Origin of the sequence: Mycobacterium sp. D16Q13, from assembly GCF_002013375.1 — a bacterium.
GTDB lineage: Bacteria > Actinomycetota > Actinomycetes > Mycobacteriales > Mycobacteriaceae > Mycobacterium.
Genome location: NZ_MAEW01000001.1, coordinates 82819 through 106263 on the forward strand (window position 1 = coordinate 82819; position 23445 = coordinate 106263).

Below are 23445 nucleotides of genomic sequence, written 5' to 3' on the forward strand. Positions count from 1 at the left end.
ACCTATAACCGGGCCCAGGCCTCGGTGAGCACACCGCGCAGAATGTCCTCGATCGCGTCGAACTCCGGTTTCCCGGAAATCAGCGGTGGCGCAAGCTGAATCACCGGGTCACCACGGTCGTCGGCGCGGCAGTACAGACCCGCGTCCCACAGCGCCGTGGACAGGAAGCCACGGAGCAGCCGCTCGCTCTCCTCGCCGCTGAACGTCTCCTTGGTCGCTTTGTCTTTGACCAACTCGATCCCGTAGAAGTACCCCTCGCCGCGCACATCACCGACGATCGGCAGGTCGTGCAGTTTCTCCAGGGTGGCCCGGAACACCGGCGCGTTCTCCCGCACCCGGTCGTTGAGTCCCTCACGTTCGAAGATGTCGAGATTGGCAAGTGCCACCGCCGCCGAGACAGGGTGTCCACCAAAGGTATATCCGTGCGGGAAGGTGGTCTTGCCGTCGTTGAACGGCTCGAACAGGCGATCAGTGGCGATCATCGCCCCGATCGGCGAATACCCGGATGTCATGCCCTTGGCACAGGTGATGATGTCCGGCTGATACCCGAAATCCTCGCAGGCGAACATCGACCCGATGCGACCGAAGGCGCAGATCACCTCATCGGACACCAGCAGCACGTCGTACTCGTCGCAGATTTCGCGTACCCGCTCGAAATAGCCCGGCGGCGGAGGGAAACAACCGCCCGCGTTCTGGACGGGTTCGAGGAACACCGCCGCGACGGTGTCGGGTCCCTCGAACTCGATCGCCTCGGCAATCCGGTCGGCGCAGTAACGCCCGAATGCCTTGGGATCATGCGCGTATGGCTCCGGCGCCCGATAGAAGTTGGTGTTCGGTGCGCGGAACCCGCCCGGGGTCAGGGGTTCGAAGGGCGCCTTGAACGCGGGCAGCCCGGTGATGGCCAATGCGCCCTGCGGGGTTCCGTGATACGCGATGGCCCGCGAAACAACCTTGTGCTTACCGGGTTTCCCGGTCAGCTTGAAGAACTGCTTGGCCAGCTTCCACGCGCTCTCCACCGCTTCGCCCCCACCGGTGGTGAAGAAGACACGGTTCAGGTCGCCCGGGGCGTATCCGGCGATGCGATCGGCCAGCTCGATCGCAGTCGGGGTGGCGTACGACCACAGCGGGAAGAAGGCAAGTTTCTCAGCTTGCCGGGCCGCCGCTTGCGCCAACTCGGCGCGACCGTGCCCGGCCTGTACGACGAACAGTCCGGAGAGGCCGTCGAGGTAACTCTTACCGCGGTCATCCCAGATCCTTACCCCCTCACCGCGCGTGATGATGGGCACAGAGATGCCCTCACCGTGCCGGGCGAAGTGACCCCACAGATGACGGGAAGCCTTCTGCTGCAGGTCGCCGGAAATATCGTGTGCTACATCGACGGTTGTCACCGAGTACCCCAATTATATTGCTGTTTCACTAATTTCAGATAGACCAGGGTTTCGGTGGAGGTCACCCCTGGCACCGCACGAATCTGCTTGTTCAGCAGATCCAGCAGGTCGTCATCGTCCTCACAGACCACTTCGACGATCGCGTCGAAGGTTCCGGCGGTCAGTACCACGTAGTCGACCGCGTCCAGTTCCGCCAGACGATCGGCCACTTCGGTGGTGTCACCGGAGCATTTGATACCGATCATGGCTTGGCGCGCGAACCCCAGCTGCATGGGGTCGGTCACCGCCACGATCTGCATGACACCGGCGTCGATCATGCGTTGCACACGCTGCCGAACTGCCGCCTCCGAGAGCCCGACCGACTTGCCGATGGTCGCGTACGGGCGCCGCCCGTCCTGCTGAAGCTCCTCGACGATCGCCTTGGACGCATCATCGAGCTGGAATGCCGCGGAGCCGTTACCCGGATCAGCGACCCGCAACAAACGTCGTTTCGTGTTGGCCACGAGCTCGATTGTGCACGGATTCCATCGGTTCTTGCAATGTTTTACGACGAATTACCGCGAAGAGTGGACTATTGACGATGGAATCCGTGGATTCAGGCACCGATTTTCGATACCGTGGCCAGGTGATCGTTCCCAGCAGCTGGATCAATGGCCGCCCCGTCACGACCAACGGCGAAGCGCACCGCGTCATCAACCCGGCGACCGGTACGACCGTCGCAGAGTTAAGCCTCGCCACCCCTGCCGATGTCGATGCGGCAGTGTTGGCGGCCAAGGCCGCGGGGCCCGGCTGGGCGTCCGCGACACCCGTCGACCGCGCAAATGTCCTGGCCAAACTCGCGGCCGTGATGGCTGCCAATGCCGACACGCTGGTCGCCGAAGAGGTCGCCCAGACCGGTAAACCCGTGCGGCTGGCCTCCGAGTTCGATGTACCCGGCAGCATCGACAATGTCGAGTTTTTCGCCGGTGCCGCAAGACATCTGGAAGGCAAGGCGACGGCCGAATACTCGGCCGGCCACACCTCCAGCATCCGCCGGCAGGCTGCCGGGGTGGTCGCCACCATCACTCCCTGGAACTACCCACTGCAGATGGCGGTGTGGAAAGTGTTGCCGGCGCTGGCGGCCGGATGCACGGTGGTGATCAAACCGAGCGAACTGACACCACTGACCACGCTCACCCTGGCACGCCTGGCCGTCGAGGCCGGACTGCCTCCTGGCGTGCTCAACGTCGTCACCGGGCGCGGCGATGCCGCCGGTGGTGCACTCGCCGGCCATCCGGACGTAGATCTGGTCACCTTCACCGGGTCCACCGCCATCGGCCGAAAGGTGATGGCGGCAGCGGCGGTTCATGGCCACCGAACACAATTGGAGCTCGGCGGCAAGGCCCCCTTTGTAGTGTTCGACGATGCCGACTTGGACGCGGCGATCCAGGGCGCGGTTGCCGGAGCGCTCATCAACTCCGGCCAAGACTGCACGGCCGCGACGCGGGCCATCGTCGCCCGCGATCTGTATGACGACTTCGTCGCCGGGGTCGGTGAGGTGATGAGCAGGGTCGTCGTCGGCGACCCGATGGACCCCACCACCGATATCGGACCGCTGATCTCGGCCGCGCACCGCGCCAAGGTATCGAGCATCGTGGACCGCTCCCCCGCCCAGGGCGGCCGAATCGTCACCGGCGCAAGCTCCCCCGACCTACCGGGATGCTTCTACCGGCCCACGCTGATCGCCGATGTCGCCGAGGCCTCCGAGGTCTACCGCGACGAGATCTTCGGCCCGGTGCTCACCGTGCGCTCATTCAGCGATGACGACGACGCTCTGCGGCAGGCCAATGACACCGCCTACGGTCTGGCCGCCTCGGCGTGGACACGCGATGTCTATCGCGCGCAGCGGGCATCGCGGGAAATCAAGGCGGGTTGCGTATGGATCAACGATCACATCCCCATCGTCAGCGAGATGCCGCACGGCGGATTCGGCGCATCCGGATTCGGCAAGGACATGTCCGACTACTCCCTTGAGGAGTACCTGACCATCAAACACGTCATGAGCGACATCACCGGAACCGCCGAAAAAGACTGGCACCGAATTATTTTCGCGAAACGCTAGGCCCGCGCGTCCACATTGTCGTTGATGAGCGCCGCGAGCCGGGTGAGGCTGGCGGTCATGGTACGGCGATCGGCACTGGTCAGTTCCGCGAAGACCCCGTGCTGTCGCGCCCGAAAGGCCGCTTGTGCCTTAATGACCTGCGCGCGCCCGGTGGAGGTCAAGCCCACCAGGACCAGGCGGTCATCCGATGACGATCGAGCGCGCTCGATCACCCCTCGCTCCTCCAGCTGCTTGAGCGCCCGGGTGGCCGTCGGCACTGCCACTCCTGCCGTCCCGGCGAGCTGACTCACGGACATCGAATCCCGATCGAGCAGCGGCGCCATCAGCTCAAGCTGCGAGCGACTCATACCCGCCTGAGTACCCGAGGGCGACGTTCGCCCCCGGCGCATCGCGAAGTACAGCGCATCCGTGGCCGCGACAAGCTCTTCGATCTCGCGCGCACTGTTTCCACTCGGTTGTCCTGGCACCCCGACAGTCTAAGGGTTAGCACGGCAATAGTTAGCATGCTAATTTTATTGAAGAGGGCCAAGGAAAGGACGAACTCATGCGGGTAGCGATCATCGGCGCCGGAATTGGCGGGCTGACGGCAGCAGCTGCATTGCGCGCCAACGATATCGACGTCGCCGTCTATGAGAAGGCACACGAGCTGCGCGAGGTGGGCGCGGGTGTGGTCGTCGCGAGCAACGGTCTGCGCGCACTCGACGCAGTGGGCCTGGGCGAGCGGGTACGCGCCGTGGGCACCCCGATCGAACGCACGCGCTGGCACACGTGGCAGGGAGAATGCGTGCCGGTGCCCCCGGCCTGGCCATCGGTGAGCCCAGATCGCCCGGTGACCTCCCTCCCCACGCACCGCGGCGAACTGCAGCAAGCGTTGTTGAGTGCACTGCCCGCGGGAACCGTTCGCCTCGGACGCCCCTGCCGCGACATCGTCGAGACGGCCGACGAGGTGCGCATCCTTTTCGCCGACGGTTCCGAGGAGCGGGCCGATATCGCGGTGGGAGCCGACGGTATCCACTCGGTGGTGCAGCGCGTAGTGACCGACCCGGCTGAGCTGTCCAGTGACGGCATCATGGCCTATCGCGGCCTGATCCCGGTGGAACGCCTCGGTGGCGCGATCGATCTGGACAGCATGCAGATGTGGCTCGGCCCCGGGCGCAGCTTCCTGATCTACCCGGTCTCTCAACGCCGGCTGCTCAACGTGGTGGCCTTCACCCCGAGCAATCTCGACGCCGAGGAATCCTGGACCGCCCCCGGCGACGTCACGGAACTGGCCGCCGAGTTCGCGGGGTGGGATCGGCCGGTGCAGCGTGTGGTGGAAGCGATGACGGAGACCTTCCGCTGGGGCCTATACGACCGAAAGCCATTGAGCCGGTGGACCACCGATCGCATCGCACTGCTGGGTGACGCCGCGCATCCGATGACTCCGCACCTTGGCCAGGGCGCGAACATGTCGATCGAGGACGCCGTCGTGCTGGCCACCGTGTTGGCAGGCGCCTCGGCCGCTGACGTCCCCCAGCGGCTGGCCTTGTACGAGTCGCTGCGGCGTGATCGCACCACCCGAGTTCAACAGAATGCCCGCCAGTCAGGGCACGTCTATCGCTCTGTTGACCTGACTGCACAGCAGCAAGCGGCACAGCTCATCGAAATCCTCACCGGCAACTGGATTCCCGATTACGACGCCGCAACTGCGGCTGGCACGGCGCTTGCCTCGCTCTAATCCCTGCTGAATTCCTCACCCGTCTGCGGATTCACCGCGACCTCCCCTTCCGGAAGATTGGACAGATCGCCGGCGATCACGGTCTGCTGCGCCTCCACCGCATCGGGCAGTCCGAAATGCGCGGTGGCCCCGGCAGGAGCAAGCACCAGGTCGGCACTGCGCCGTGGCAGCGTCGCCCCCTGGAAGAACGGCGGCGCCGCCACCCGCCACAGCAGCATCAGCACGACGCCGAGCACCAGCGCGCCGATACCGACCACCGCCACCGCACCGAATCCGAAGACGGTGACGTTGTTACCGGCGTCATCGATGAGCCAGTTGGGTTTGGCGTACTGAATCAGCCCGTAAGCGAAGATGACCGTCAGCGCGACTCCACCGAGCAAGGGGATCGCACCACGCATCATGAAATTGCGCAGGCTCTGCGTGAGTGTCCGGCGGTAAAACCACACACACGCGAAACCGGTGAGCCCGTAGTAGAAGGCGATCATCAGGCCGACCGATCCGATCAGCGCCGTCAGCAGGTTGGTGCTGATGATCGTAAAGAGCACGTAGCACGCGATCGAGACCGCACCCATCGCCACGGTGGAGGTGGTGGGCGTCAGATACGTGCGGTGGATCGACGCGAACGAATCCGGCAGCGCCTTGTAGACACCCATCGACAGCGTGGTGCGGGCCGTGGGCAGGATCGTGGTCTGGGTGCAGGCCGAGGCCGACGTGAGGATGGAGGCCGACAACAGCAGCATCCCCACATGCCCAAGGAAGCTATCGCCGAACAGTTCGGGACCGATGGCCGCGAACACGTCGGCGGCATTCTCCTGATTGCCCAGGCCTATCCCCTCGGTGCCGACGCCCGCGAACGCCACGGCTGCCACGCTGACCAGCGCATAGGTGGCCAGCAGCAGGAACGTGGACAGCACCGCGGCGCGTCCGGGCGTGCGTCCCGGGTCATCGGACTCCTCGTTACAGGCCACCGCGGTATCCCAACCCCAGTAGATGAAGATCGTCGTCAGCACGGCGGGCGCGATGACGGTGCCGAAATCCATACCTCCGGGCCAGAACCAGGACAACGAGGGCAGCAGTGAGTAGGCCTCGGCGTTATGGGTATAGACCTTGATCAACGCGATGATCGACACGGCGACCAGGACCACCATCTCGACCAGTAAGAGCCCGTACTGCAGGCGCACCGAGACTTCGATACCGCGGTAACAGATGTAGGTCATGATCACGATCCAAAGAACGCCCGCCACTGTCGACCACAGCGTGCTGTCGGCCAGACTCGCCGCCGCGGTCCACCCCAGATCACCGACGAAGGTGAACGAATAGGCGCCCGCGATCTGGGCCAGGTTGGCCATCACGATGACGTCGGCGGCGATGATCCCCCAGCCGCCGAGCCATCCGACAATCGGCCCGAAGGTACGGGACGCCCAGGTGAAGGTGGTGCCGCAGTCCGGCTCGGCCTTGTTCAGCTCCTGATAGGCCACCGCGATCAGATAAATCGGGATGAACGAGATCAGCACGATGGCGGGCGCCTTGACCCCGGCGAGCAGGGCACCGCCGCTGGCGACGATCAAACCCAGGGTGGCGGCCAGGCTGTAGGCCGGTGCCGTCGAGGCGAGCCCAACGACGACGCTGGACAGCAGCCCCATCGCGCCGCCCTTGAGCCCCTTGCTCTCCACTGCACTGTCTGCGCTCATCGGCATCTCCCTGCTCGGCGGAATGCGAGCAGAATACGGTTTCCGTTGAGATTTCGCCCAACATGAGCGGAATCCGTTGGGATAACACCCTCAGGCCCCGGATTCAGCAACGAGGCCGCCGTCGTGCCGGTGCACCGAACCGGCAGCGAAACTACGGTTTACGACGCATTTCTCGAGTCGCCGACGCACAATGCGGCGTGTCGGCGCGGGAGAGGTGCGGACTAAGCCAGTGGATTTGTTCCGTTGAGGAACACCCAGATGGCGGCCGCGGCACCCAGACCCAGCAGCACTGCGGCGAAGGACCCCACAAACGGCCTGCGGGCCCAGCCCCGTCCGGCGTCAAACCCGTACCGGCCAGGGCCGACGAGGATCACGGCGATGATCGCGACGATCATCAACAGCTCGAACTCGTGCCCATCGGGCCAGAAGATCGCGTAGCGGTTCGCCTTGTCGGACACCATGTCGGACAGCAGCACATTGGCCATGAAGGCCAGCGCGGCCGCACCGGCCAGCGGCGTGAGCAGGCCGAGAACCAGCAGCACCCCGGCGCCGAGCTCCGCCGTCACGCCGATATACGTAAGGATGTCGGCGTATTTGAAGCCCCGGTCATTCAAGGTTGCTTCGAATCCGTTGAGTCCGGTCCCGCCCCACCAGCCGAAAACCTTGCGCAGCCCATGCGCGATGAGCACCGCGCCCACCCCGACACGCAGCAACAACAGTCCGAGATCTTGAGTGCCACGACGATCGCCCGTCGGGTCCTGGGTACCCCACGGCGCGGCATGTCGCGCCTGCACCGCCTCGGAGGATATTTGCGTGGTGGCAGGCTCGGCATAGGGCAGCGGCGCTGGATCGTACAACGGTCCAACCTCTTTCACATCGTGGGAGCTCGTCAGCTTCTCCGCCTGGTAATGCGGGATTGCCGTGGTCTCGAAATCGCCGCCATAGGTGGCCGACGGCACATCGTCTTCAGGGTCGACCAGCTCGGGCGGCTTACGCCACGCCTGCGGATCGTCCGAATGACCGGTCACGGGCTCAGCGTAAGTCCATTGGAGCCCCGAATGTGGCGAGCAACGCCGTAAGGTCCGTAATCTTGCGGGCATGCTCATTCGCTCCAGCCCCTCGACGGGACCGATCAATGAGCCATCGGGGAAAAGACTGCTTGTCGGTTCGATGGCGGCGTTGGCCGGAACGGTGACGCTGTTATCGGGATGTGTGCGGTTCGATCCGACCCAGGATCAGCCGTTTACCGAGGTTCCCCGGCGCGGGGTTGCCCAGACCACGACCACCCCGCCGCCGCCATTGCCGGGTAAACCGTTCCCCAAGCAGTGCCCCGCCGACGGTGTGATGCAGGGATGCCTGGAGGCCACCAGCGGACTCATCATGGGCAGCGACGGAAAGACCGCATTGGTCGCCGAGCGCGCGACGGGTGTCATCAAAGAGATCGCGACGAGCGCCGAACCGAAGGTGAAGACGACCATCCCCGTCGACCCGTCCGGGGACGGCGGACTGTCCGATATCGTGCTCTCCCCCTCTTACCAGCAGGACCGGCTGATGTACGCCTACATCAGCACCCCTACCGACAACCGGGTGATACGTGTCGCCGACGGCGACGTACCCAAGGACATCCTCACCGGTATCCCCAAGGGACCCAATGGCAATGCTGGATCGCTGGCGTTCATCAGCCCCACCACACTGGTGGTACAGACCGGCACCGGTGGCAACGCGGCAGCAGCCAATGATCCGAACTCTCTGGCCGGCAAGGTGATCCGCATCGAGCAGCCCACCACCATCGACCAGGCCGCGCCGACGACCGCGATCAGCGGCCTCGGTGACGGCGGTGCCATGTGTGTGGATGCCGCCAACGGCGCGCTATATGTCACCGACCGCGCACCCGCGGGCGATCGGCTGCAGAAGCTCACCAAGGACGGCAAGATCTCAACGGTCTGGACGTGGCCGGACAAGCCCGGGGTGGCCGGTTGCGCCGCATTGGACAGCTCGGTGATGGTCAATTTGGTGTTCAACCAGACCACCGTGGTGGTGCGCCAGAACCCCGAAACCGGTGCGGTCACCGGCGATCCCGAGGTGCTCCGCCAGAAGGAGCAGCACGGTCATGTGCGGGCGCTGAAGCTCTCGGCCGACGGAAACGTCTGGGGCGGTTCCATCAACAAGGACTTCGGCACCGCCACTCCCACCGAGGACGTGGTGTTCCCACTGTTCCCGAAGGGCGGCGGATTCCCCCGGGCCAACGACGACCTGGACTAACTAGCCCTGGCCGCAGGCCTTGAGCACCAGGTCCTTGACCTGCGCGGCGTCGGCCTGACCCTTGGTCGCCTTCATCACCGCGCCGACGATGGCACCCGCGGCTGCCACCTTGCCGTCGCGGATCTTCTGCGCGACATCTGGATTGGCAGTCAGTGCCTCATCGACGGCGGCCTGGATCAGCGAATCGTCGCGCATCACCACCAACCCACGAGCGGTCATCACCTGCTCGGGTTCACCCTCACCGGCGAGCACCCCGTCGATCACCTGTCGGGCCAGCTTGTTGGACAGCTTGCCGTCGTTGATCAACGTGACAACGGCAGCCACCTGAGTCGGCGTGATCGGAAGCTCGGACAGCTCGACCTCCCGTGAATTGGCCTGCTGCACCATGTAGTTGCCCCACCACGAGCGTGCTTCTTCGCTGCTGGCTCCCTCGGCGACGGTGGCCTGTACGAGTTCGACCGCACCGTTGTTCACCAGGTCGCGCATTACCTCATCGGAGACGCCCCACTCCTGCTGAATGCGCCCCAGCCGCAGCCAGGGCAGCTCGGGAAGGGTGCCGCGCAGCCCCTCGATCAGCTCGATGCTCGGCGCGACGGGCTCCAGGTCCGGCTCCGGGAAGTACCGATAGTCCTCGGCGGTCTCCTTACGGCGCCCCGCACTGGTGGAGCCGTCCTGCTCCAGGAAGTGCCGCGTCTCCTGAATAACTTCCTCGCCCGCGTCCAGAACAGCTGCCTGACGGCGCATCTCATAGCGGACCGCTACCTCGACGCTCTTGAGTGAGTTGACGTTCTTGGTCTCGGTACGGGTGCCGAACTCGCCGGCACCGGTCGGCATCAGCGACACATTCGCATCGCAGCGCATCGACCCGTGATCCATGCGCACATCGGAAACATCCAAGGCGCGCAACAGATCCCGCAGCGCCGTCACGTAGGCACGAGCGATCTCCGGGGCCCGTTCCCCGGTGCCCTCGATGGGCTTGGTCACGATCTCGACCAGCGGCACGCCGGCACGGTTGTAATCGAGCAGGGATTCGGTTGCCCCGGAGATGCGACCGGTCTCGCCGCCGATATGCGTCAGCTTGCCGGTGTCCTCTTCCATGTGGGCGCGCTCGATCTGCACCCGCCAGGTGGTGCCGTCGTCCAATGGAACGTCGAGGTAACCGTTGAACGCGATCGGCTCGTCATACTGGGAGATCTGGTAGTTCTTGGGCTGGTCCGGGTAGAAGTAGTTCTTGCGGGCGAACCGGCCCCACGGGGCGATCTCACAGTTCAGCGCCAGTCCGATACGGATGGCCGATTCGACGGCCTTCTCATTGACAACCGGCAGCGAGCCCGGCAGGCCGAGGCAGACCGGGCAGATCTGCGTGTTTGGCTCCGCGCCGAACGCCGTCGGGCAGCCGCAGAACATCTTGGTGGCCGTGGACAGTTCGACGTGGACTTCCATACCGAGCACCGGCTCGTATCGGGTCAGCACGTCGTCGTAGTCCAGCAGTTCTGTCATGCTGCGATCCTAATGGGTCGGCATTGCCGGCCAAGCAGACGCGTGTCGCGGAGAAAGCGCAGGTGGCCGCCGTCGGGCAGTGAATCTGGGCACTCGATGAGGACGCAGGATGGCGACGCTCCTCAGCCGAAGAAGGCGGCCGCGTCCTCGTAACGATTCTTCGGGACCAGCTTGAGATGGCGGGTCGCCTCCGACAACGGCACTCGCCCAATGTCCTGGCCCCGCAGCGACACCATCACCCCGTACTCGCCGGCATGGGCGGCGTCCGCGGCATTCACACCGAACCGGGTAGCGAGCACCCTGTCGAACGGTGTCGGGGTGCCGCCGCGCTGCACATGGCCCAGCACCGTGGTGCGGACCTCCTTGTTGATGCGCTTCTCGATTTCGACGCCGAGCTGCTGGGCCACACCGGTGAACCGCTGATGCCCGAACTCGTCAATTCCCCCGTCGCGTAACTCCATTGAGCCCTCCGCTGGCTTGGCACCCTCGGCCACCACGCAGATGAAATGCGAATCCCCGCGCTGGAAGCGGCCTTTGATCAGGCGGCACACCTCTTCCACGTCATACGGTACTTCGGGGATCAGTGTCATATGGGCGCCGGAGGCCAGCCCGGCGTGTAGCGCGATCCACCCCGCATGCCTGCCCATCACCTCCACCAGCATGACGCGCTGGTGCGATTCGGCCGTGCTGTGCAGCCGGTCGATGGCGTCGGTGGCGATGGTCAGCGCCGTATCGAACCCGAAAGTGACATCGGTGCAATCGATATCGTTATCGATTGTCTTGGGCACCCCCACCACGGGCACGTTCTCGTCGGCGAGCCAGCTGGCCGCCGTCAGCGTGCCCTCCCCACCGATCGGGATGAGTACATCGATCCCGTTGTCATCGAGGGTCTGCTTGATCTGGTCCAGCCCGGCACGCAGCTTGTCGGGGTTGGTGCGCGCGGTGCCGAGCACCGTGCCGCCCTTGGTCAGCAGCCGGTCGTTGCGATCGTCATTGGCCAGCTGAATGCGCCGATTCTCCAGCAGCCCGCGCCAGCCATCCTGAAATCCGACCACCTGGGAGTCGTAGCGGTTGGCGCAGGTTCGAACCACCGCGCGGATGACGGCGTTGAGCCCTGGGCAGTCTCCTCCACCGGTAAGCACTCCGATACGCATAGCCCCATCATGCCCGGCAGCGGGTGAGACGGCAGCGCTACGGAGCCTTCGGGAGGCGACTCGGAACGCTCAGCCTGAACCCGGCCCACACCTCACGACGGTCGGCGCCCAGGTTCTGCTCGACACGTGTCGCACTGTCGAAGACCATCACGGGCCATTCCGGACCGCGGTACAACGGCCAGTCCTCACTGGGAACGCCGTTGCGCGCGAAAGCTACCCAGCGTTGTTGCATGTCGTCAACCACACGTGAGGCATCGCGATGCGTAAGGCTGCCGGCCAACAGCGGCCCGGCAGGACCGCGATAACTGCCGAAGACCGCCAGCAGCTCGGTAGCGTGCGACCCTTTCAAACCAGCCGCCCGCACAGTCCAGGGCGCATAGTCGAATCGGTAGACGTACACCGGCGCGAACTGTTGATGCGCTCCGGCAATCCGCCACACCGAGGACGTGAAGAACATGTCCCCCGCGAGCCGCAACCGCGCTTCCTTCGACGGATATCCCGGATAGGCCGCGAGGATTCGTTCCCGGTAACCGGAGCCCCCGCCCGCGAGAATTTCCTGCTGCTCGGGCTCGGACAACGGCATCGCCTTGATCACCTTCGTGAAGAGCCTGGCCTCATCGGCGTTACTGCCAACGATCAGCGGAACACGTTGCGCTTCACCGTGTTCCATCGCTTCTACGGGAGGCTTCGGCAGATAGTCGCCGTCGACCGAAGGACCGAACGGGAAGCTGCCCTCCGCGATCAACGTGCGCTGTGCGCGCAGCAGCCGCCGTGGCGAGGCATTCATGACAGTCGCCGCGGCGTTATCGGGTGCGGCGCCGAGCAGTTCAGCGAAACGCCGGGCGTCATGCGCGATCGCGTCGGCGTTGGCGGCCAGGCCGCTGGCGGTGCTCTGGATAATCGCGCGATGGAACAGCCCCGCGGCGGCCGGGGTGGCCATCAGGGTCTCGACAGCACTGCCGCCCGCGCTCTCCCCGAAGATGGTCACATTGTCCGGGTCTCCCCCGAAGGCGCGAATGTTGTCACGGACCCACTGCAGAGCCAGCACGAGATCACGCAGGTACACGTTGCTTTCGATGACATGCTCGTCGTCGGACAGCGCGGACAGATCGAAAGCGCCCAGTGCACCCACGCGATAGTTCGCCGACACGTAGACGCATCCACGGCGCGCCAGTATCGACCCCTCATAAGGCGGCGAGGCGCTGGCGCCGAGAAAGTATCCGCCGCCGTAGATGTAGAACATGACCGGCAGCGGACCATCCGGTAACTCTTCCGGCGTCACCACATTGAGCGAGAGGCAGTCCTCGCTGCGCCGCTTCTGTGGCGTGAACACCTTGGGCTGGTACGGCACCGCGCCAAATCTTGTGCAGCGCCGGACGCCCTCCCAGGGCTGCACGGGACGCGGCGCCCGCAGTCGCAGCGGCCCCACCGGCGGTTCGGCGTAGGGAATCCCGCGGAAACGGCGCATTCCGCGCCGGACAAAGCCTTCGATGACGCCACTGTTGACTCTTACCCGCTTCGGCGCCGCTGCCACGGATGCCAACCTAGCCCCCGGGGCGCGTCGTCATCGCCCGGGGCGCACCGTCGTGGGGCCCGGCCTGGTCGTCACGATGGTGGCGGACGGTGGAGCATTCCCGGGGTCGGGCGTCGACGACAGGTGACGGTCGCCGGCAGGAAGACAGTCACGGTCCACCGGTCCCCCGCAATCCACGGGTTTCACCTGGACTGCCGCCTCGGGAGCCTCGGTGTGGCTCGTCCACACCGCACCGGCGAAAACCATCGCGCACACGCCGACCGCGCCAAGCAGACCTCTCGACGCTCTATGGATGCGCGTCACGGTCGCGGCAAGACGGTACTGGGGCGTGTTTTTGTCTGCGGGACGGTCGCCCGCGGCACCATATTGCCCGGGTTCGGTCGCGCGGTCAGGTGTGGATCGCCGGAGTAATCGCAGGTGGTGTCCGTCTGTACTGAACATCGGACCGGCACCTGCTGCGTTGCCGGGACGGCCTGTGACACCGCCACAACACCCGGTATCGCCGCCACCACACCGGCGGCGATCACCGTACCGCCACACCGAACTCTCATATGCATATATGCAAATATGACAGCTCTTACGGCTAGCGCCCGTACAGAACGCTGATAGTTACCTGTGAATCTCTAAAGCGCCGAGGGCAGCGGGCCGCGGGCTGTTTCGTAGGCCGCCCCCACCCGATACAGCCGGTCGTCGGCAAGTGCGGGAGCCATGATCTGCAGACCCACCGGAAGCCCGTCATCGGCAGACAGTCCGGACGGCACCGACATTCCGCAGTGCCCGGCCAGATTCAGCGGCAGCGTGCACAAATCGAACTGGTACATGGCCAGCGGGTCATCGACCTTCTCCCCCAACCGGAATGCGGTGGTGGGCGTCGCCGGGGTCACCAACACGTCCACCTGCTCATAGGCCTGCTCCAGATCGCGTTTGATCAGGGTGCGCACCTTCTGCGCCCGGCCGTAGTAGGCGTCGTAGTACCCCGCCGATAACGCATACGTGCCGATCATGATGCGCCGCTTCACCTCTGGGCCAAAGCCCGCGGCCCGGGTGAGCGCCATGACCTCCTCGGCGCTGTGTGTTCCGTCGTCGCCCACGCGCATGCCGTACCGCATGGCATCGAACCGAGCCAGATTGGAGGACACCTCGGACGGCAGAATCAAGTAGTACGCCGGAAGTGCGTATTCGAAGTGGGGACAGGACACCTCAACCACATCGGCGCCCAGCGCGGTCAGCTGTTCGACGGCCGCGTCGAACGATGCCATCACGCCCGGCTGATACCCATCGCCACGCAACTGCGAGACCACCCCGACGCGAACGCCTTTGAGGTCGCCAGCGGCACCGGCACGAGCGGCGGCCACGACATCGGGCACCGGCTCATCGACGGAGGTGGAGTCGCGCGGATCATGCCCCGCGATCACCTGGTGCAACAGCGCGGTATCCAGCACCGTGCGCGCGCAGGGCCCGCCCTGGTCCAGGGACGACGCGCAGGCCACCAGGCCATAACGCGACACCGTTCCGTAGGTGGGCTTGACCCCGACGGTCGCGGTAAGTGCCGCGGGCTGACGGATCGAGCCGCCGGTGTCGGTGCCGATGGCCAGGGGCGCCTGGAACGCAGCCAGAGCGGCCGCGCTACCGCCGCCCGAACCGCCCGGCACCCGCTCGATGTCCCACGGGTTACGGGTGGGTCCGTACGCGGAGTTCTCGGTGGAGGAACCCATCGCGAACTCGTCCATGTTCGTCTTGCCCAAGATCGGGATCCCGGCCGCGCGCAGCCGCGCGGTGACCGTCGCGTCATAGGGCGGAACCCAGTTCTCCAGGATCTTGGACCCGCAGGTGGTCGGCATATCGCTGGTGGTGAAGACGTCCTTGAGCGCCAGCGGAACGCCGGCAAGCGGTGACGCTACCGATCCGGCCGATATCGCGTCGTCGGCGTCCTTGGCAGCGGCGAGTGCCTGCTCTCCCGCCACATGCAGGAAGGCTCGATAGGTCTCGTCGGTACTGGCGATCTGATCCAGATGCGCGCGCGTCACCTCGACGGATGACACCTCGCCCGCATGAATCAGCGCGGCCAGAGAGGCGGCGTCTTGCCTGATCAGATCGGTCACTCTTCTTCCCCCAGAATCTGCGGCACCGCGAAGCGCCCCTCCGCCACCCGCGGAGCCTGCGCCAGCGCCTGATCGGGGGTCAGGCAGTCGGCAATCACATCGGGCCGTGTGACATTGACCGCATCGAGCGGAGAGCTCGTCGCGTCCACCTCGTCGAGCTCATCGGTGGAAACAGCACTGATCTGGCTGACGTGGCCGAGGATCGCGTCGAGTTGCCCGGCGTATCCGTCCAGCTCAGCGTCAGTCAGCGCAAGCCTGGCCAGTCTGGCCAGGTGCGCGACCTCGTCACGGGATATGGCGCTCACGGCTAGATAGCCTAGAGGGCGGCAGTGCCTGACCTGTGCCACAGTGTTGGACGTGCCGTCTTATCTGCTGCGCCTGCAGCTCGCCGACCGTCCCGGCAGTCTCGGATCGGTCGCCGTCGCGCTCGGCACGGTGGGCGCAGACATCCTGTCCCTCGACGTCGTCGAGCGCGGCCCGGGCTATGCCATCGACGATCTGGTCATCGACCTGCCGCCGGGGGCCATGCCCGATTCGTTGCTCACTGCCGCGGAGGCGCTGAACGGGGTGCATGTGCATTCCATCCGCCCGCACACGGGCCTGTTGGAGGCGCATCGCGAGCTGGAACTCATCGACAGGGTGGCCGCCGCCGCGGCATCCGCCCGTCTGGAGGTACTCGCCCAGGAAGCCCCCCATGTGCTGCGCGCCAATTGGTGCACCGTGGTGCGGCAGGACGGCAGCGGCTTCATTCGAGTGGCCGGGAGTTCCGGCGCTCCGGAGACCCAGGCGACCTCGGCCCCGTGGTTACCGCTGGACCGAGCGCAGGTCCTCGACACCGCCGCCGACTGGGTGCCGCAGCTGTGGAAAGACATGGACACCACCCTGGCGGCCGCACCGCTGGGCTCGGGTGACACCGCCGTCGTGCTGGGTCGTCCCGGCGGCCCGGAGTTTCGGCCCTCGGAGGTCGCCCGTCTGGGCTACCTGGCGGGCATCGTCGCAACCTTGGTGCGGTAGCGGCCGGTTCACAGGAACGGTACAGCCGTCTCCCGGAATCGCCCGGCACACTCACTGGCGTGACTGATATCGACGCGTCCATGAGCAGGACTCGTGAACGACTCATCTTCGCCGCCATTCTGCTGACGATCACCGTGGTGTATCTCTGGGACATCAGCCATAACGGCTGGTCCAACGCCTTCTACGCGGCGGCCGTCCAATCGGGCAGCGAGAGCTGGAAGGCCTGGTTCTTCGGCAGCTTCGATCCGCAGAACTACGTGACGGTGGACAAGCCCGCCGGTGGTCTCTGGCTGATGGGGTTGTCCGCCAGAATCTTCGGCTTCTCCAGCGCCAGCATGCTGATTCCGCAGGCCGTACTGGCGATCGTCAGCGCCGCCCTGATTCGCGCCACGGTCCGGCGCCAGGCCGGTCCGAGCGCGGGCCTGCTCGCGGCGGCCCTGTTCGCGCTGATCCCCGTCGTCTCGGTGATGTTCCGGCACTCCAACCCCGACGCACCGATGGTGTTCGGCATGGTGGTGGCCGCGTACTTCACCACGCGCGCAATCGACTCCGAGCGCTCTCGCAACGCGGCCGGGTGGCTGGCGCTGGCCGGCGTGGGCATCGGTTTCGCATTCCTGTGCAAAACGCTGGAAGGGCTATTGGTGGCTCCCGCGCTGCTCCTCGCCTATCTGGTGTGCGCGAAATGGCCCTGGAAAACAACGCTCGTGCATCTGCTCGGCGCCGGCGCGGCGCTGCTGGTCTCGTCGGGATGGTGGATGGCCGCGGTCGCACTGACCCCGGCGGCCAGCCGTCCGTACGTCGACAACTCCACCGACAACAGCGAATGGACCCTGGCAGTCGGCTACAACGGACTGGACCGCCTGCTCGGCGACGATTCGAATGGAATGGGCGAAGGCGGCCGCGGCAGCGGACCCTCGTTCTCTGGTACCCCAGGCATCTTCCGCCTGTTCCAGGACACCCAGGCCGACCACATCGCGTGGCTGTTGCCCACGGCGCTCATCGCACTGATCCTCGGACTCGCCATCGTCAGCAGGACCCCGCAGACCGAGGGCTGGCTGGGCCGCCTGCGTGCGATCACCACCAATCCCGCTGGGGCAGGGCTCATTCTGTGGGGCACCTGGATGGTGTCCAATTACGTGATCCTGAGCTACATGGCCAAGCAGTTCCATCCCTACTACACCTCGGCCATGGCCCCCGCTATCGCCGGTTCCCTGGCCATCGGCACGGTCCTGTTATGGCGGCATCGATCCGAGCGAATCGGCAAGCTGGGGCTCAGTGCGCTCACGCTCAGCGCCACCATCATGGCGTTCGTCCTGCTCCGGCGCATACCGGCCTGGCTGCCGTGGCTGCGCTGGGTCCTGCTGATCGGCGGCATCGCCGCGGCCATTGCCCTGACACTTGGCGCGCTCGAGCGCAACGCCCGGCTGCGCTACGCCATTGCCACACTGGCCCTTGCGGTTTCGCTGGGCGGGTCGATCGCCTTCACCATCGCGAACGTCACCACGCCCAAGGTCGGTGGGCTGTCCACCTCCGGCCCGGTGATGCCCGACGACGACAAGTTCGGTGGGCGGGAGCCCAAGCCGCTCGATCCCGCACTGGCGGCGCTAATCAGGGATTCCGATGCCCGGTGGCCGGTGGCGACCACCAACACCCGCACGGCCGCTCCCATTCAGCTGGAGACCAACGCGCCCGTGATGGCGATCGGCGGGTTCTCCGGACGCGACAACCCCATCACCCTGCAGCAGTTCATCGACTACACGCAGGATGGCACCGTCGAGTTCTATGCCGAGTCCGTCAAGGACAAAGACAAGCAAGAGGAGCAGCCGCAGAAGGACGGCGACACCAAGCGGGTGACCGACGAGGTCCAGAAGTGGGTCGAAACCCACTTCTCCTCAAAGGATTACGGAGATCTTCGGGTGTTCGACCTGTCGGTGCCGCCGAAACCCTAGAAACGCCGAGTGTGAAGCTGTGGCGAGATTCCGGGCGATTTCTCGCCACAGCTTCACACTCGGCATCGGACTTGTCGGCGCTAGGCGGGCGGCCCGTCGGCCAGCAGTGCCCGGAAGCCGTCCTCGTCGAGGATCGTCACCCCCAGCTCAACGGCCTTGTCGTACTTGGACCCCGGCGCGTCGCCGACGACGACAAATGCCGTCTTCTTGGACACCGAGCTCGCAGACTTGCCACCCCGCGCGATGATGGCCTCCTTGGCCTCATCACGCGAAAACCCTGGGAGTGAACCGGTAACGACGATCGACAGGCCTTCCAGATTGCGCGGTATGGACTCGTCGCGCTCATCGGCCATCCGCACGCCCGCGGCGCGCCACTTGTCGACGATGGCGCGATGCCAGTCAACGCTGAACCAATCCACCACGGCCGCGGCGATCGTGGTTCCCACACCCTCGACGGCGGCCAGTTGTTCGACGGAGGCGCCCTCGATGGCTTCCAGTTCACCGAACTCGGTGGCCAGGGCGCGTGCCGCGGTCGGGCCCACGTGGCGGATCGACAGCGCCACCAATACACGCCACAGCTGCTGTTGTTTCGCCTTATCCAGGTTGTCCAGCAATCGGCTTCCGTTGGCGGACAACGATCCGTTCTTGGTCGTGAACAGATCGGTGCGCAGCAGATCATCGGCGGTGAGGCTGAACAGGTCGCCCTCGTCCTCGATGACCCCGGCCGAGAGCAGCGCGATCGCCGCCTCATAACCGAGCGCCTCGATATCGAAGGCGCCACGCCCCGCCACATGGAAAACCCGCTCACGCAGCTGCGCCGGGCAGCTGCGTGAGTTGGGGCAGCGAATATCGGCGTCGCCCTCCTTCTCGTGGGCCAACGTGGTCCCGCATTCCGGACATGTTGTGGGCATGACGAATTCGCGTTCGGATCCGTTGCGTAGATCGGCGACCGGCCCCAGCACCTCCGGGATGACGTCCCCGGCCTTGCGGATCACCACGGTGTCACCGATCAGCACTCCCTTGCGCGTGACCTCGGAGGCGTTGTGCAGGGTGGCCAGGGACACCGTGGACCCGGCCACCTTGACCGGGGTCATGTACGCGAAGGGCGTGACCCGGCCGGTACGGCCCACGCTCACCCGGATGTCGAGTAGTTCGGTCGTGGCTTCCTCGGGCGGATATTTGTACGCGATGGCCCAGCGCGGCGCCCGCGAGGTGCTACCGAGGCGACGCTGCAGCGATACCGTATCTACCTTCACGACAAGGCCGTCGATCTCGTGTTCCACATCGTGACGATGCTCGGCCCAGTAGTTGACGCGCTCCTGGACCTTCGCGATACCGCGCACCTTGGTGGTGTGAGTAGATACGGGTAACCCCCACTGCCCCAACGCCAAATAGGCGTCATGCAGGCTTTCGGGCGCGAAGCCCTCGGCACGGCCAAGTCCGTGACAGATCATCCGCAGCCGGCGTCTGGCGGTGATGGCCGGGTTCTTCTGCCGCAAGCTGCCCGCGGCGCTGTTGCGCGGATTGGCGAACGGCGGCTTGCCCTCCTCCACCAGCGAGGCATTGAGCACCTCGAAGTCCTCCAGCCGGAAAAACACCTCGCCACGCACCTCCAAGAGCGCGGGTATCGGGTATTCCTTTGACCCCGTGAGCCTTTCCGGCACATCCTCAATGGTCCGGGCATTCAGGGTGACGTCCTCACCGCTACGTCCGTCCCCGCGGGTGGCCCCGCGCACCAACACGCCGTTCTCGTAGACCAGCGCGAGTGCCACACCGTCGATCTTCAGCTCACACAGGTACTCGGGTTCTTCACCGATATCGCCGCGCACCCGCGCGTCCCAGGCCACCAGCTCCTCGGAGCTGAATGCGTTGTCCAGGCTCAGCATTCGCTCCACGTGATCGACCGATCTGAACTCGGTGACGAAACCGGCTCCACCTACCAGCTGCGTCGGCGAATCCGGAGTGCGCAGCTCCGGGTACTGCTCTTCCAGCGCCGTCAGCCTCGTCAGCAGCTCGTCGAACTGGCCATCGGAAATGACGGGGGCGTCCTTGACGTAGTAGCGGAACTGGTGACCGCGCACCTCTTCGGCCAGCTCACCCCATTGGCGCTGGATGTCGGGATCCATACCGGCAGGCTAACGGACCCGCCCGACAGCACCGGAACCCTACGATGTGCCCATGGGCACACACCCGATTATGTTCACCGAGGACGATCCGGGTCTGGCCGAACTACGCGAGCTTGCTCTCGCATTGCCCGAGGCCACCGAACAGATCTCCTGGGGCAGACCCGTCTTCAAGGCCGGAAAGATCTTCGCGATGTTCGGCGGGAACGCCAAGGGCGCAACCCGGGGCGAGATGATCGCCTACCCCTACTCGGTGCTGGTCAAGGTGGACGATTCGGAGCGCCCCGCTCTCTTGCAGGACGAACGCTTCTATTACCCGGCCTACATGGGGCCCTTTGGCTGGCTCGGCCTGGATGTCAGCACCACCGACGTGGACTGGGACGAGGTTGCCGAGCTTCTCGATGCGTCCTATCGATTGATCGCCACCAAGAGGCTGATCAAGCTGCTCGATCAGCGCCACTGATCCCCGGACAATCCCTACACTCAGTTTCACGCTTTGCCTACCACTCAGAGAGACAGGCTGGGATGCAAATTGTCTGTTGCTAGCAGATTGTGCGGTGTTCTCGGCGCAGCCGCGCTGACCGCAGTCGCCATGGCGCCCCCGGCCCTGGCCGATGGGCCCCTCGTGTTTCCCGGGATGGAGATCATCCAGGGAACGCAGAGTTGCACGCTGGGCTTCGTCGATCCCGATGTACGTTTCGGCCTCACCGCGGGCCATTGCGCCATGGATACCGATGGCCCGGTGTACGACTCGGCAGGCGAACTCATCGGCGTCCTCGTCATCGCCGGTTCCAATCTGCGCGACGGCGAGCGGATCGACGGCACCAAGTACCTGATCGACTACGAGGCCATCAAATTCCGCGATGACGTAGCGATCAACGACGTGCTGCCCAACGGGATTCGGCTTGAGCGCGGCAGCGGGATCCAGCCGCACACCGGGCTGCCGGTCTGCCGGAATGGCGTCACTACCGGTGAGGCCTGCGGCACCGTCACCACGGTCAACAACGGCTGGTTCGAAATCGACGGACTACCCGCCGACCACGGCGACTCGGGCAGCCCGGTGTACTCGATCACCTCACCCGGGCACGGGTCCATCGTCGGCATCGCCCGCGGAACCACGCGCAGCGTGGACACCGGCGTGGTGCAAACCACCGCGATTTCCTGGTCAACCGTCCTCAATCAACTGCGGGAAGACCTCGAAAAACCACCCACCGCTCCCCCTCCACCTGGGGATTCACCAACCCCGACGGCACTTCCTGCACCACAAGACACCCAATTCGCATAGGCTCGTAGCGACACGGAGAGTCGTGCCGCGTGCTCTCCTCACACTGGTCGGGCTTTGTTGACGGTGAACGTGGCAGACAGAGAGCTATCGCGTGACCAGTGTCGGCGAGAACGGTCGACGGACCGACCCGTGGGGACGGTGGACAGTCTGGGTGGCGGCCCTGGCCGTGCTGAGCGGTCTTGGTCTCGCGAACCCGGCTGCGGCACATGCGGATCCGCTGATTTACCCGGGTATGGAGATCATCCAACGCCCACCCGGTAAGGAATCGCTGAGTTGCACCCTCGGGTTCGTTGATCCCACCGCGCGCGTCGGCGTCACCGCAGGTCACTGTGGCGGGAACGGGCCGGTGTTCACCAACGACGGCGTGCGTATCGGACAGCTCGCGGTGGCCCAGTCCAATATCAAGCCCGAAGGGCCGCTGGCCCGCGACGACTACCGAATCGACTACGAGGGCATCGCCTTCGACGAGGGCGTGCCGATCAACAACGTGCTGCCCAACGGACTACGACTCGGAGTCGACCCCGCCGTCGTTCCCCGGGACGGTCTGGCGGTGTGCCGAATCGGGATCACCACGGGTGAGGCGTGCGGCGCCATCGCCGGATTCGGCAACGGCTGGTTCCTCGTGGACGGCCTGCCCGCCGACCACGGCGACTCCGGTAGCGCCGTGTACACCGTGACCTCGCCCGGCAATGCCGCCATCGTCGGCATCGTGAGCGCGCGATTCACGGCCAATCAGACCCGCCGGGAGTCCACCGTGGCGCTGTCCTGGCCGACGGTGCAACAGCAGATCCGAGACGACATCGCGGCGGCCGCGCGTCGCCCCGAGGCCGCGAGCCCCGTGGCCATCAATCCGCAGGCGCCGCCGATGGTCCTGCCTCCGGCGCCCTCCGATGACCGCCCGTCTGGTCCCGCGAGAATGGTTGTCCCCTAGCCGTCATGCGCCCGTTCTTGTGGATAACGACCATCGTCGCTGTGCTGTGCGCGCTTCCCGCCGCGAACCCCGCACCTGCACATGCGGACCCGCCGCTGGTGTACCCCGGCATGCTCATCTATCAGGGCTCGCTGAGCTGCACGCTCGGTTATGTCGATCCGGCGCTTCGCGTGGGCATCACGGCTGGGCATTGCTTCAACGGTGACGGCATCGTTCGCAATGGAGACTTCGCGGCGGTGGGACACAAGATCCTGGCGCACGACAACCGCCCGCCCGAGGGCCCGGTGTACGAGGACGAGTACACCATCGACTACGAGGCCATCTCGATCGATGACGGATTGCCCGTCAACGACGTCATGGCCAATGGTCAACGGCTCGAACGCGATGACACGGTCACTCCCGACGTGGGAATGCCTGTCTGCCGCACCGGCTTCACCACGGGCGATGCGTGCGGATCGGTGACCCGACTTGGCAACGGCTGGTTCAGGTTTAACGGCCCGGTGATCGCCAAAGGCGATTCTGGAGGCCCGGTGTACACCCATGTCGGCGACCGCACCGTGCTCGTCGGCATCATTCGCGGTTTCATGACCAGCCAGTCCGGCGATGACGTGCAGTCGTGGGCGATGTCCTGGCCGTCGGTGGTCAAGCAACTCCGCGAGGACCGCAAGGGTCTACTGCCCGGCTGAGCCCGTAG

21 protein-coding genes are annotated in these 23445 nt (G+C 65.4%); 9 read left to right on the forward strand and 12 right to left on the reverse strand.

Annotated elements, in window-relative coordinates:
• Positions 1 to 2: 2 nt before the first annotated feature.
• Both B4400_RS00415 and B4400_RS00420 read right to left on the reverse strand, forming a co-directional pair.
• The gene (locus B4400_RS00415) at positions 3 to 1388 is read right to left on the reverse strand and encodes an aspartate aminotransferase family protein (RefSeq protein ID WP_078308909.1); all 1386 of its coding nucleotides are present in this window, start codon (positions 1386 to 1388) and stop codon (positions 3 to 5) included.
• The gene (locus B4400_RS00420; RefSeq protein ID WP_078308908.1) at positions 1385 to 1891 is read right to left on the reverse strand and encodes an Lrp/AsnC family transcriptional regulator; all 507 of its coding nucleotides are present in this window, start codon (positions 1889 to 1891) and stop codon (positions 1385 to 1387) included. The genes B4400_RS00415 and B4400_RS00420 overlap by 4 nt, the downstream gene beginning before the upstream one ends.
• Before the next feature lie 122 nt (positions 1892 to 2013).
• On the opposite strand from B4400_RS00420, the gene B4400_RS00425 reads away from it, so the two are divergent.
• The gene (locus B4400_RS00425; protein ID WP_139361205.1) at positions 2014 to 3489 is read left to right on the forward strand and encodes a gamma-aminobutyraldehyde dehydrogenase; all 1476 of its coding nucleotides are present in this window, start codon (positions 2014 to 2016) and stop codon (positions 3487 to 3489) included.
• Here B4400_RS00425 and B4400_RS00430 read toward each other — a convergent pair.
• On the reverse strand, positions 3486 to 3956 hold the full coding sequence (locus B4400_RS00430; RefSeq protein ID WP_078308906.1) for a MarR family winged helix-turn-helix transcriptional regulator: 471 nt from the start codon (positions 3954 to 3956) through the stop codon (positions 3486 to 3488). The two genes, B4400_RS00425 and B4400_RS00430, sit on opposite strands and share 4 nt — an antisense overlap.
• A gap of 77 nt (positions 3957 to 4033) precedes the next feature.
• Here B4400_RS00430 and B4400_RS00435 point away from each other — a divergent pair, with 77 nt between their 5' ends.
• Positions 4034 to 5206, forward strand: coding sequence for an FAD-dependent monooxygenase (locus tag B4400_RS00435; protein ID WP_078308905.1), 1173 nt, complete (start codon positions 4034 to 4036; stop codon positions 5204 to 5206).
• Here the strand turns inward: B4400_RS00435 and B4400_RS00440 are convergent.
• Both B4400_RS00440 and B4400_RS00445 read right to left on the reverse strand, forming a co-directional pair.
• Entirely contained in the window at positions 5203 to 6897 is a 1695-nt protein-coding gene (locus B4400_RS00440) for an APC family permease (protein ID WP_078309022.1), read from the reverse strand. The two genes, B4400_RS00435 and B4400_RS00440, sit on opposite strands and share 4 nt — an antisense overlap.
• 221 nt (positions 6898 to 7118) lie before the next feature.
• Entirely contained in the window at positions 7119 to 7925 is an 807-nt protein-coding gene (locus B4400_RS00445; protein ID WP_078308904.1) for a DoxX family membrane protein, read from the reverse strand.
• A gap of 70 nt (positions 7926 to 7995) precedes the next feature.
• On the opposite strand from B4400_RS00445, the gene B4400_RS00450 reads away from it, so the two are divergent.
• Complete coding sequence (locus B4400_RS00450; protein ID WP_078287453.1) at positions 7996 to 9159, forward strand: PQQ-dependent sugar dehydrogenase; 1164 nt, start codon at positions 7996 to 7998, stop codon at positions 9157 to 9159.
• Here the strand turns inward: B4400_RS00450 and gatB are convergent, their stop codons facing one another.
• From gatB to gatC, 6 genes are all read right to left on the reverse strand, one after another.
• Complete coding sequence (gatB, locus tag B4400_RS00455) at positions 9160 to 10659, reverse strand: Asp-tRNA(Asn)/Glu-tRNA(Gln) amidotransferase subunit GatB (protein ID WP_078355991.1); 1500 nt, start codon at positions 10657 to 10659, stop codon at positions 9160 to 9162.
• 122 nt (positions 10660 to 10781) lie between these two features.
• Positions 10782 to 11813, reverse strand: coding sequence for an ATP-dependent 6-phosphofructokinase (locus tag B4400_RS00460; RefSeq protein WP_078308903.1), 1032 nt, complete (start codon positions 11811 to 11813; stop codon positions 10782 to 10784).
• A gap of 37 nt (positions 11814 to 11850) precedes the next feature.
• Positions 11851 to 13347 carry a carboxylesterase/lipase family protein gene (locus B4400_RS00465; RefSeq protein WP_078308902.1) on the reverse strand — a complete coding sequence of 499 codons (1497 nt, stop codon included), beginning with the start codon at positions 13345 to 13347 and terminating at the stop codon, positions 11851 to 11853.
• A gap of 30 nt (positions 13348 to 13377) precedes the next feature.
• Complete coding sequence (locus B4400_RS24540) at positions 13378 to 13788, reverse strand: hypothetical protein (RefSeq protein WP_170914895.1); 411 nt, start codon at positions 13786 to 13788, stop codon at positions 13378 to 13380.
• A gap of 182 nt (positions 13789 to 13970) precedes the next feature.
• Positions 13971 to 15449 (reverse strand): Asp-tRNA(Asn)/Glu-tRNA(Gln) amidotransferase subunit GatA, encoded by a 1479-nt coding sequence (gatA, locus tag B4400_RS00475; protein WP_078308901.1) that lies wholly within the window; start codon positions 15447 to 15449, stop codon positions 13971 to 13973.
• Positions 15446 to 15754, reverse strand: coding sequence for an Asp-tRNA(Asn)/Glu-tRNA(Gln) amidotransferase subunit GatC (gatC, locus tag B4400_RS00480; RefSeq protein ID WP_078287447.1), 309 nt, complete (start codon positions 15752 to 15754; stop codon positions 15446 to 15448). Before gatC ends, gatA begins: the two co-directional genes overlap by 4 nt.
• Before the next feature lie 52 nt (positions 15755 to 15806).
• On the opposite strand from gatC, the gene B4400_RS00485 reads away from it, so the two are divergent.
• Positions 15807 to 16463, forward strand: a complete 657-nt coding sequence (locus B4400_RS00485; protein WP_139361206.1) for an ACT domain-containing protein — start codon at positions 15807 to 15809, stop codon at positions 16461 to 16463.
• Between the two features lie 80 nt (positions 16464 to 16543).
• On the forward strand, positions 16544 to 18412 hold the full coding sequence (locus B4400_RS00490; RefSeq protein ID WP_078308899.1) for a glycosyltransferase family 39 protein: 1869 nt from the start codon (positions 16544 to 16546) through the stop codon (positions 18410 to 18412).
• Positions 18413 to 18492: 80 nt separating this feature from the next.
• Here the strand turns inward: B4400_RS00490 and ligA are convergent, their stop codons facing one another.
• Positions 18493 to 20538 (reverse strand): NAD-dependent DNA ligase LigA, encoded by a 2046-nt coding sequence (ligA, locus tag B4400_RS00495; RefSeq protein WP_078308898.1) that lies wholly within the window; start codon positions 20536 to 20538, stop codon positions 18493 to 18495.
• A gap of 52 nt (positions 20539 to 20590) precedes the next feature.
• Between ligA and B4400_RS00500 the strand changes: the two genes are divergently transcribed.
• The 4 genes from B4400_RS00500 (at position 20591) to B4400_RS00515 (ending at position 23437) form a co-directional block, all read left to right on the forward strand.
• Complete coding sequence (locus tag B4400_RS00500; protein ID WP_078308897.1) at positions 20591 to 20998, forward strand: MmcQ/YjbR family DNA-binding protein; 408 nt, start codon at positions 20591 to 20593, stop codon at positions 20996 to 20998.
• 69 nt (positions 20999 to 21067) lie between these two features.
• Positions 21068 to 21820: an Rv1815 family serine proteinase gene (locus B4400_RS00505; protein ID WP_078308896.1), complete on the forward strand. Its 753-nt coding sequence runs from the start codon at positions 21068 to 21070 to the stop codon at positions 21818 to 21820.
• A gap of 91 nt (positions 21821 to 21911) precedes the next feature.
• On the forward strand, positions 21912 to 22751 hold the full coding sequence (locus tag B4400_RS00510) for an Rv1815 family serine proteinase (protein ID WP_078308895.1): 840 nt from the start codon (positions 21912 to 21914) through the stop codon (positions 22749 to 22751).
• A 5-nt stretch (positions 22752 to 22756) separates the two neighbouring features.
• Complete coding sequence (locus tag B4400_RS00515) at positions 22757 to 23437, forward strand: Rv1815 family serine proteinase (protein WP_078308894.1); 681 nt, start codon at positions 22757 to 22759, stop codon at positions 23435 to 23437.
• Positions 23438 to 23445: the final 8 nt, after the last annotated feature.

Excerpts from the sequence above, each read along its gene's own strand:
- B4400_RS00435 (WP_078308905.1), top strand. The coding sequence starts at position 4,034 with ATGCGGGTAGCGATCATCGGCGCCGGAATTGGCGGGCTGACGGCAGCA.
- B4400_RS00440 (WP_078309022.1), bottom strand. The coding sequence starts at position 6,897 with ATGAGCGCAGACAGTGCAGTGGAGAGCAAGGGGCTCAAGGGCGGCGCG.
- B4400_RS00450 (WP_078287453.1), top strand. The coding sequence starts at position 7,996 with ATGCTCATTCGCTCCAGCCCCTCGACGGGACCGATCAATGAGCCATCG.
- gatB (WP_078355991.1), bottom strand. The coding sequence starts at position 10,659 with ATGACAGAACTGCTGGACTACGACGACGTGCTGACCCGATACGAGCCG.
- B4400_RS00460 (WP_078308903.1), bottom strand. The coding sequence starts at position 11,813 with ATGCGTATCGGAGTGCTTACCGGTGGAGGAGACTGCCCAGGGCTCAAC.
- B4400_RS24540 (WP_170914895.1), bottom strand. The coding sequence starts at position 13,788 with ATGTTCAGTACAGACGGACACCACCTGCGATTACTCCGGCGATCCACA.
- B4400_RS00490 (WP_078308899.1), top strand. The coding sequence starts at position 16,544 with ATGAGCAGGACTCGTGAACGACTCATCTTCGCCGCCATTCTGCTGACG.
- ligA (WP_078308898.1), bottom strand. The coding sequence starts at position 20,538 with ATGGATCCCGACATCCAGCGCCAATGGGGTGAGCTGGCCGAAGAGGTG.
- B4400_RS00500 (WP_078308897.1), top strand. The coding sequence starts at position 20,591 with ATGGGCACACACCCGATTATGTTCACCGAGGACGATCCGGGTCTGGCC.
- B4400_RS00515 (WP_078308894.1), top strand. The coding sequence starts at position 22,757 with ATGCGCCCGTTCTTGTGGATAACGACCATCGTCGCTGTGCTGTGCGCG.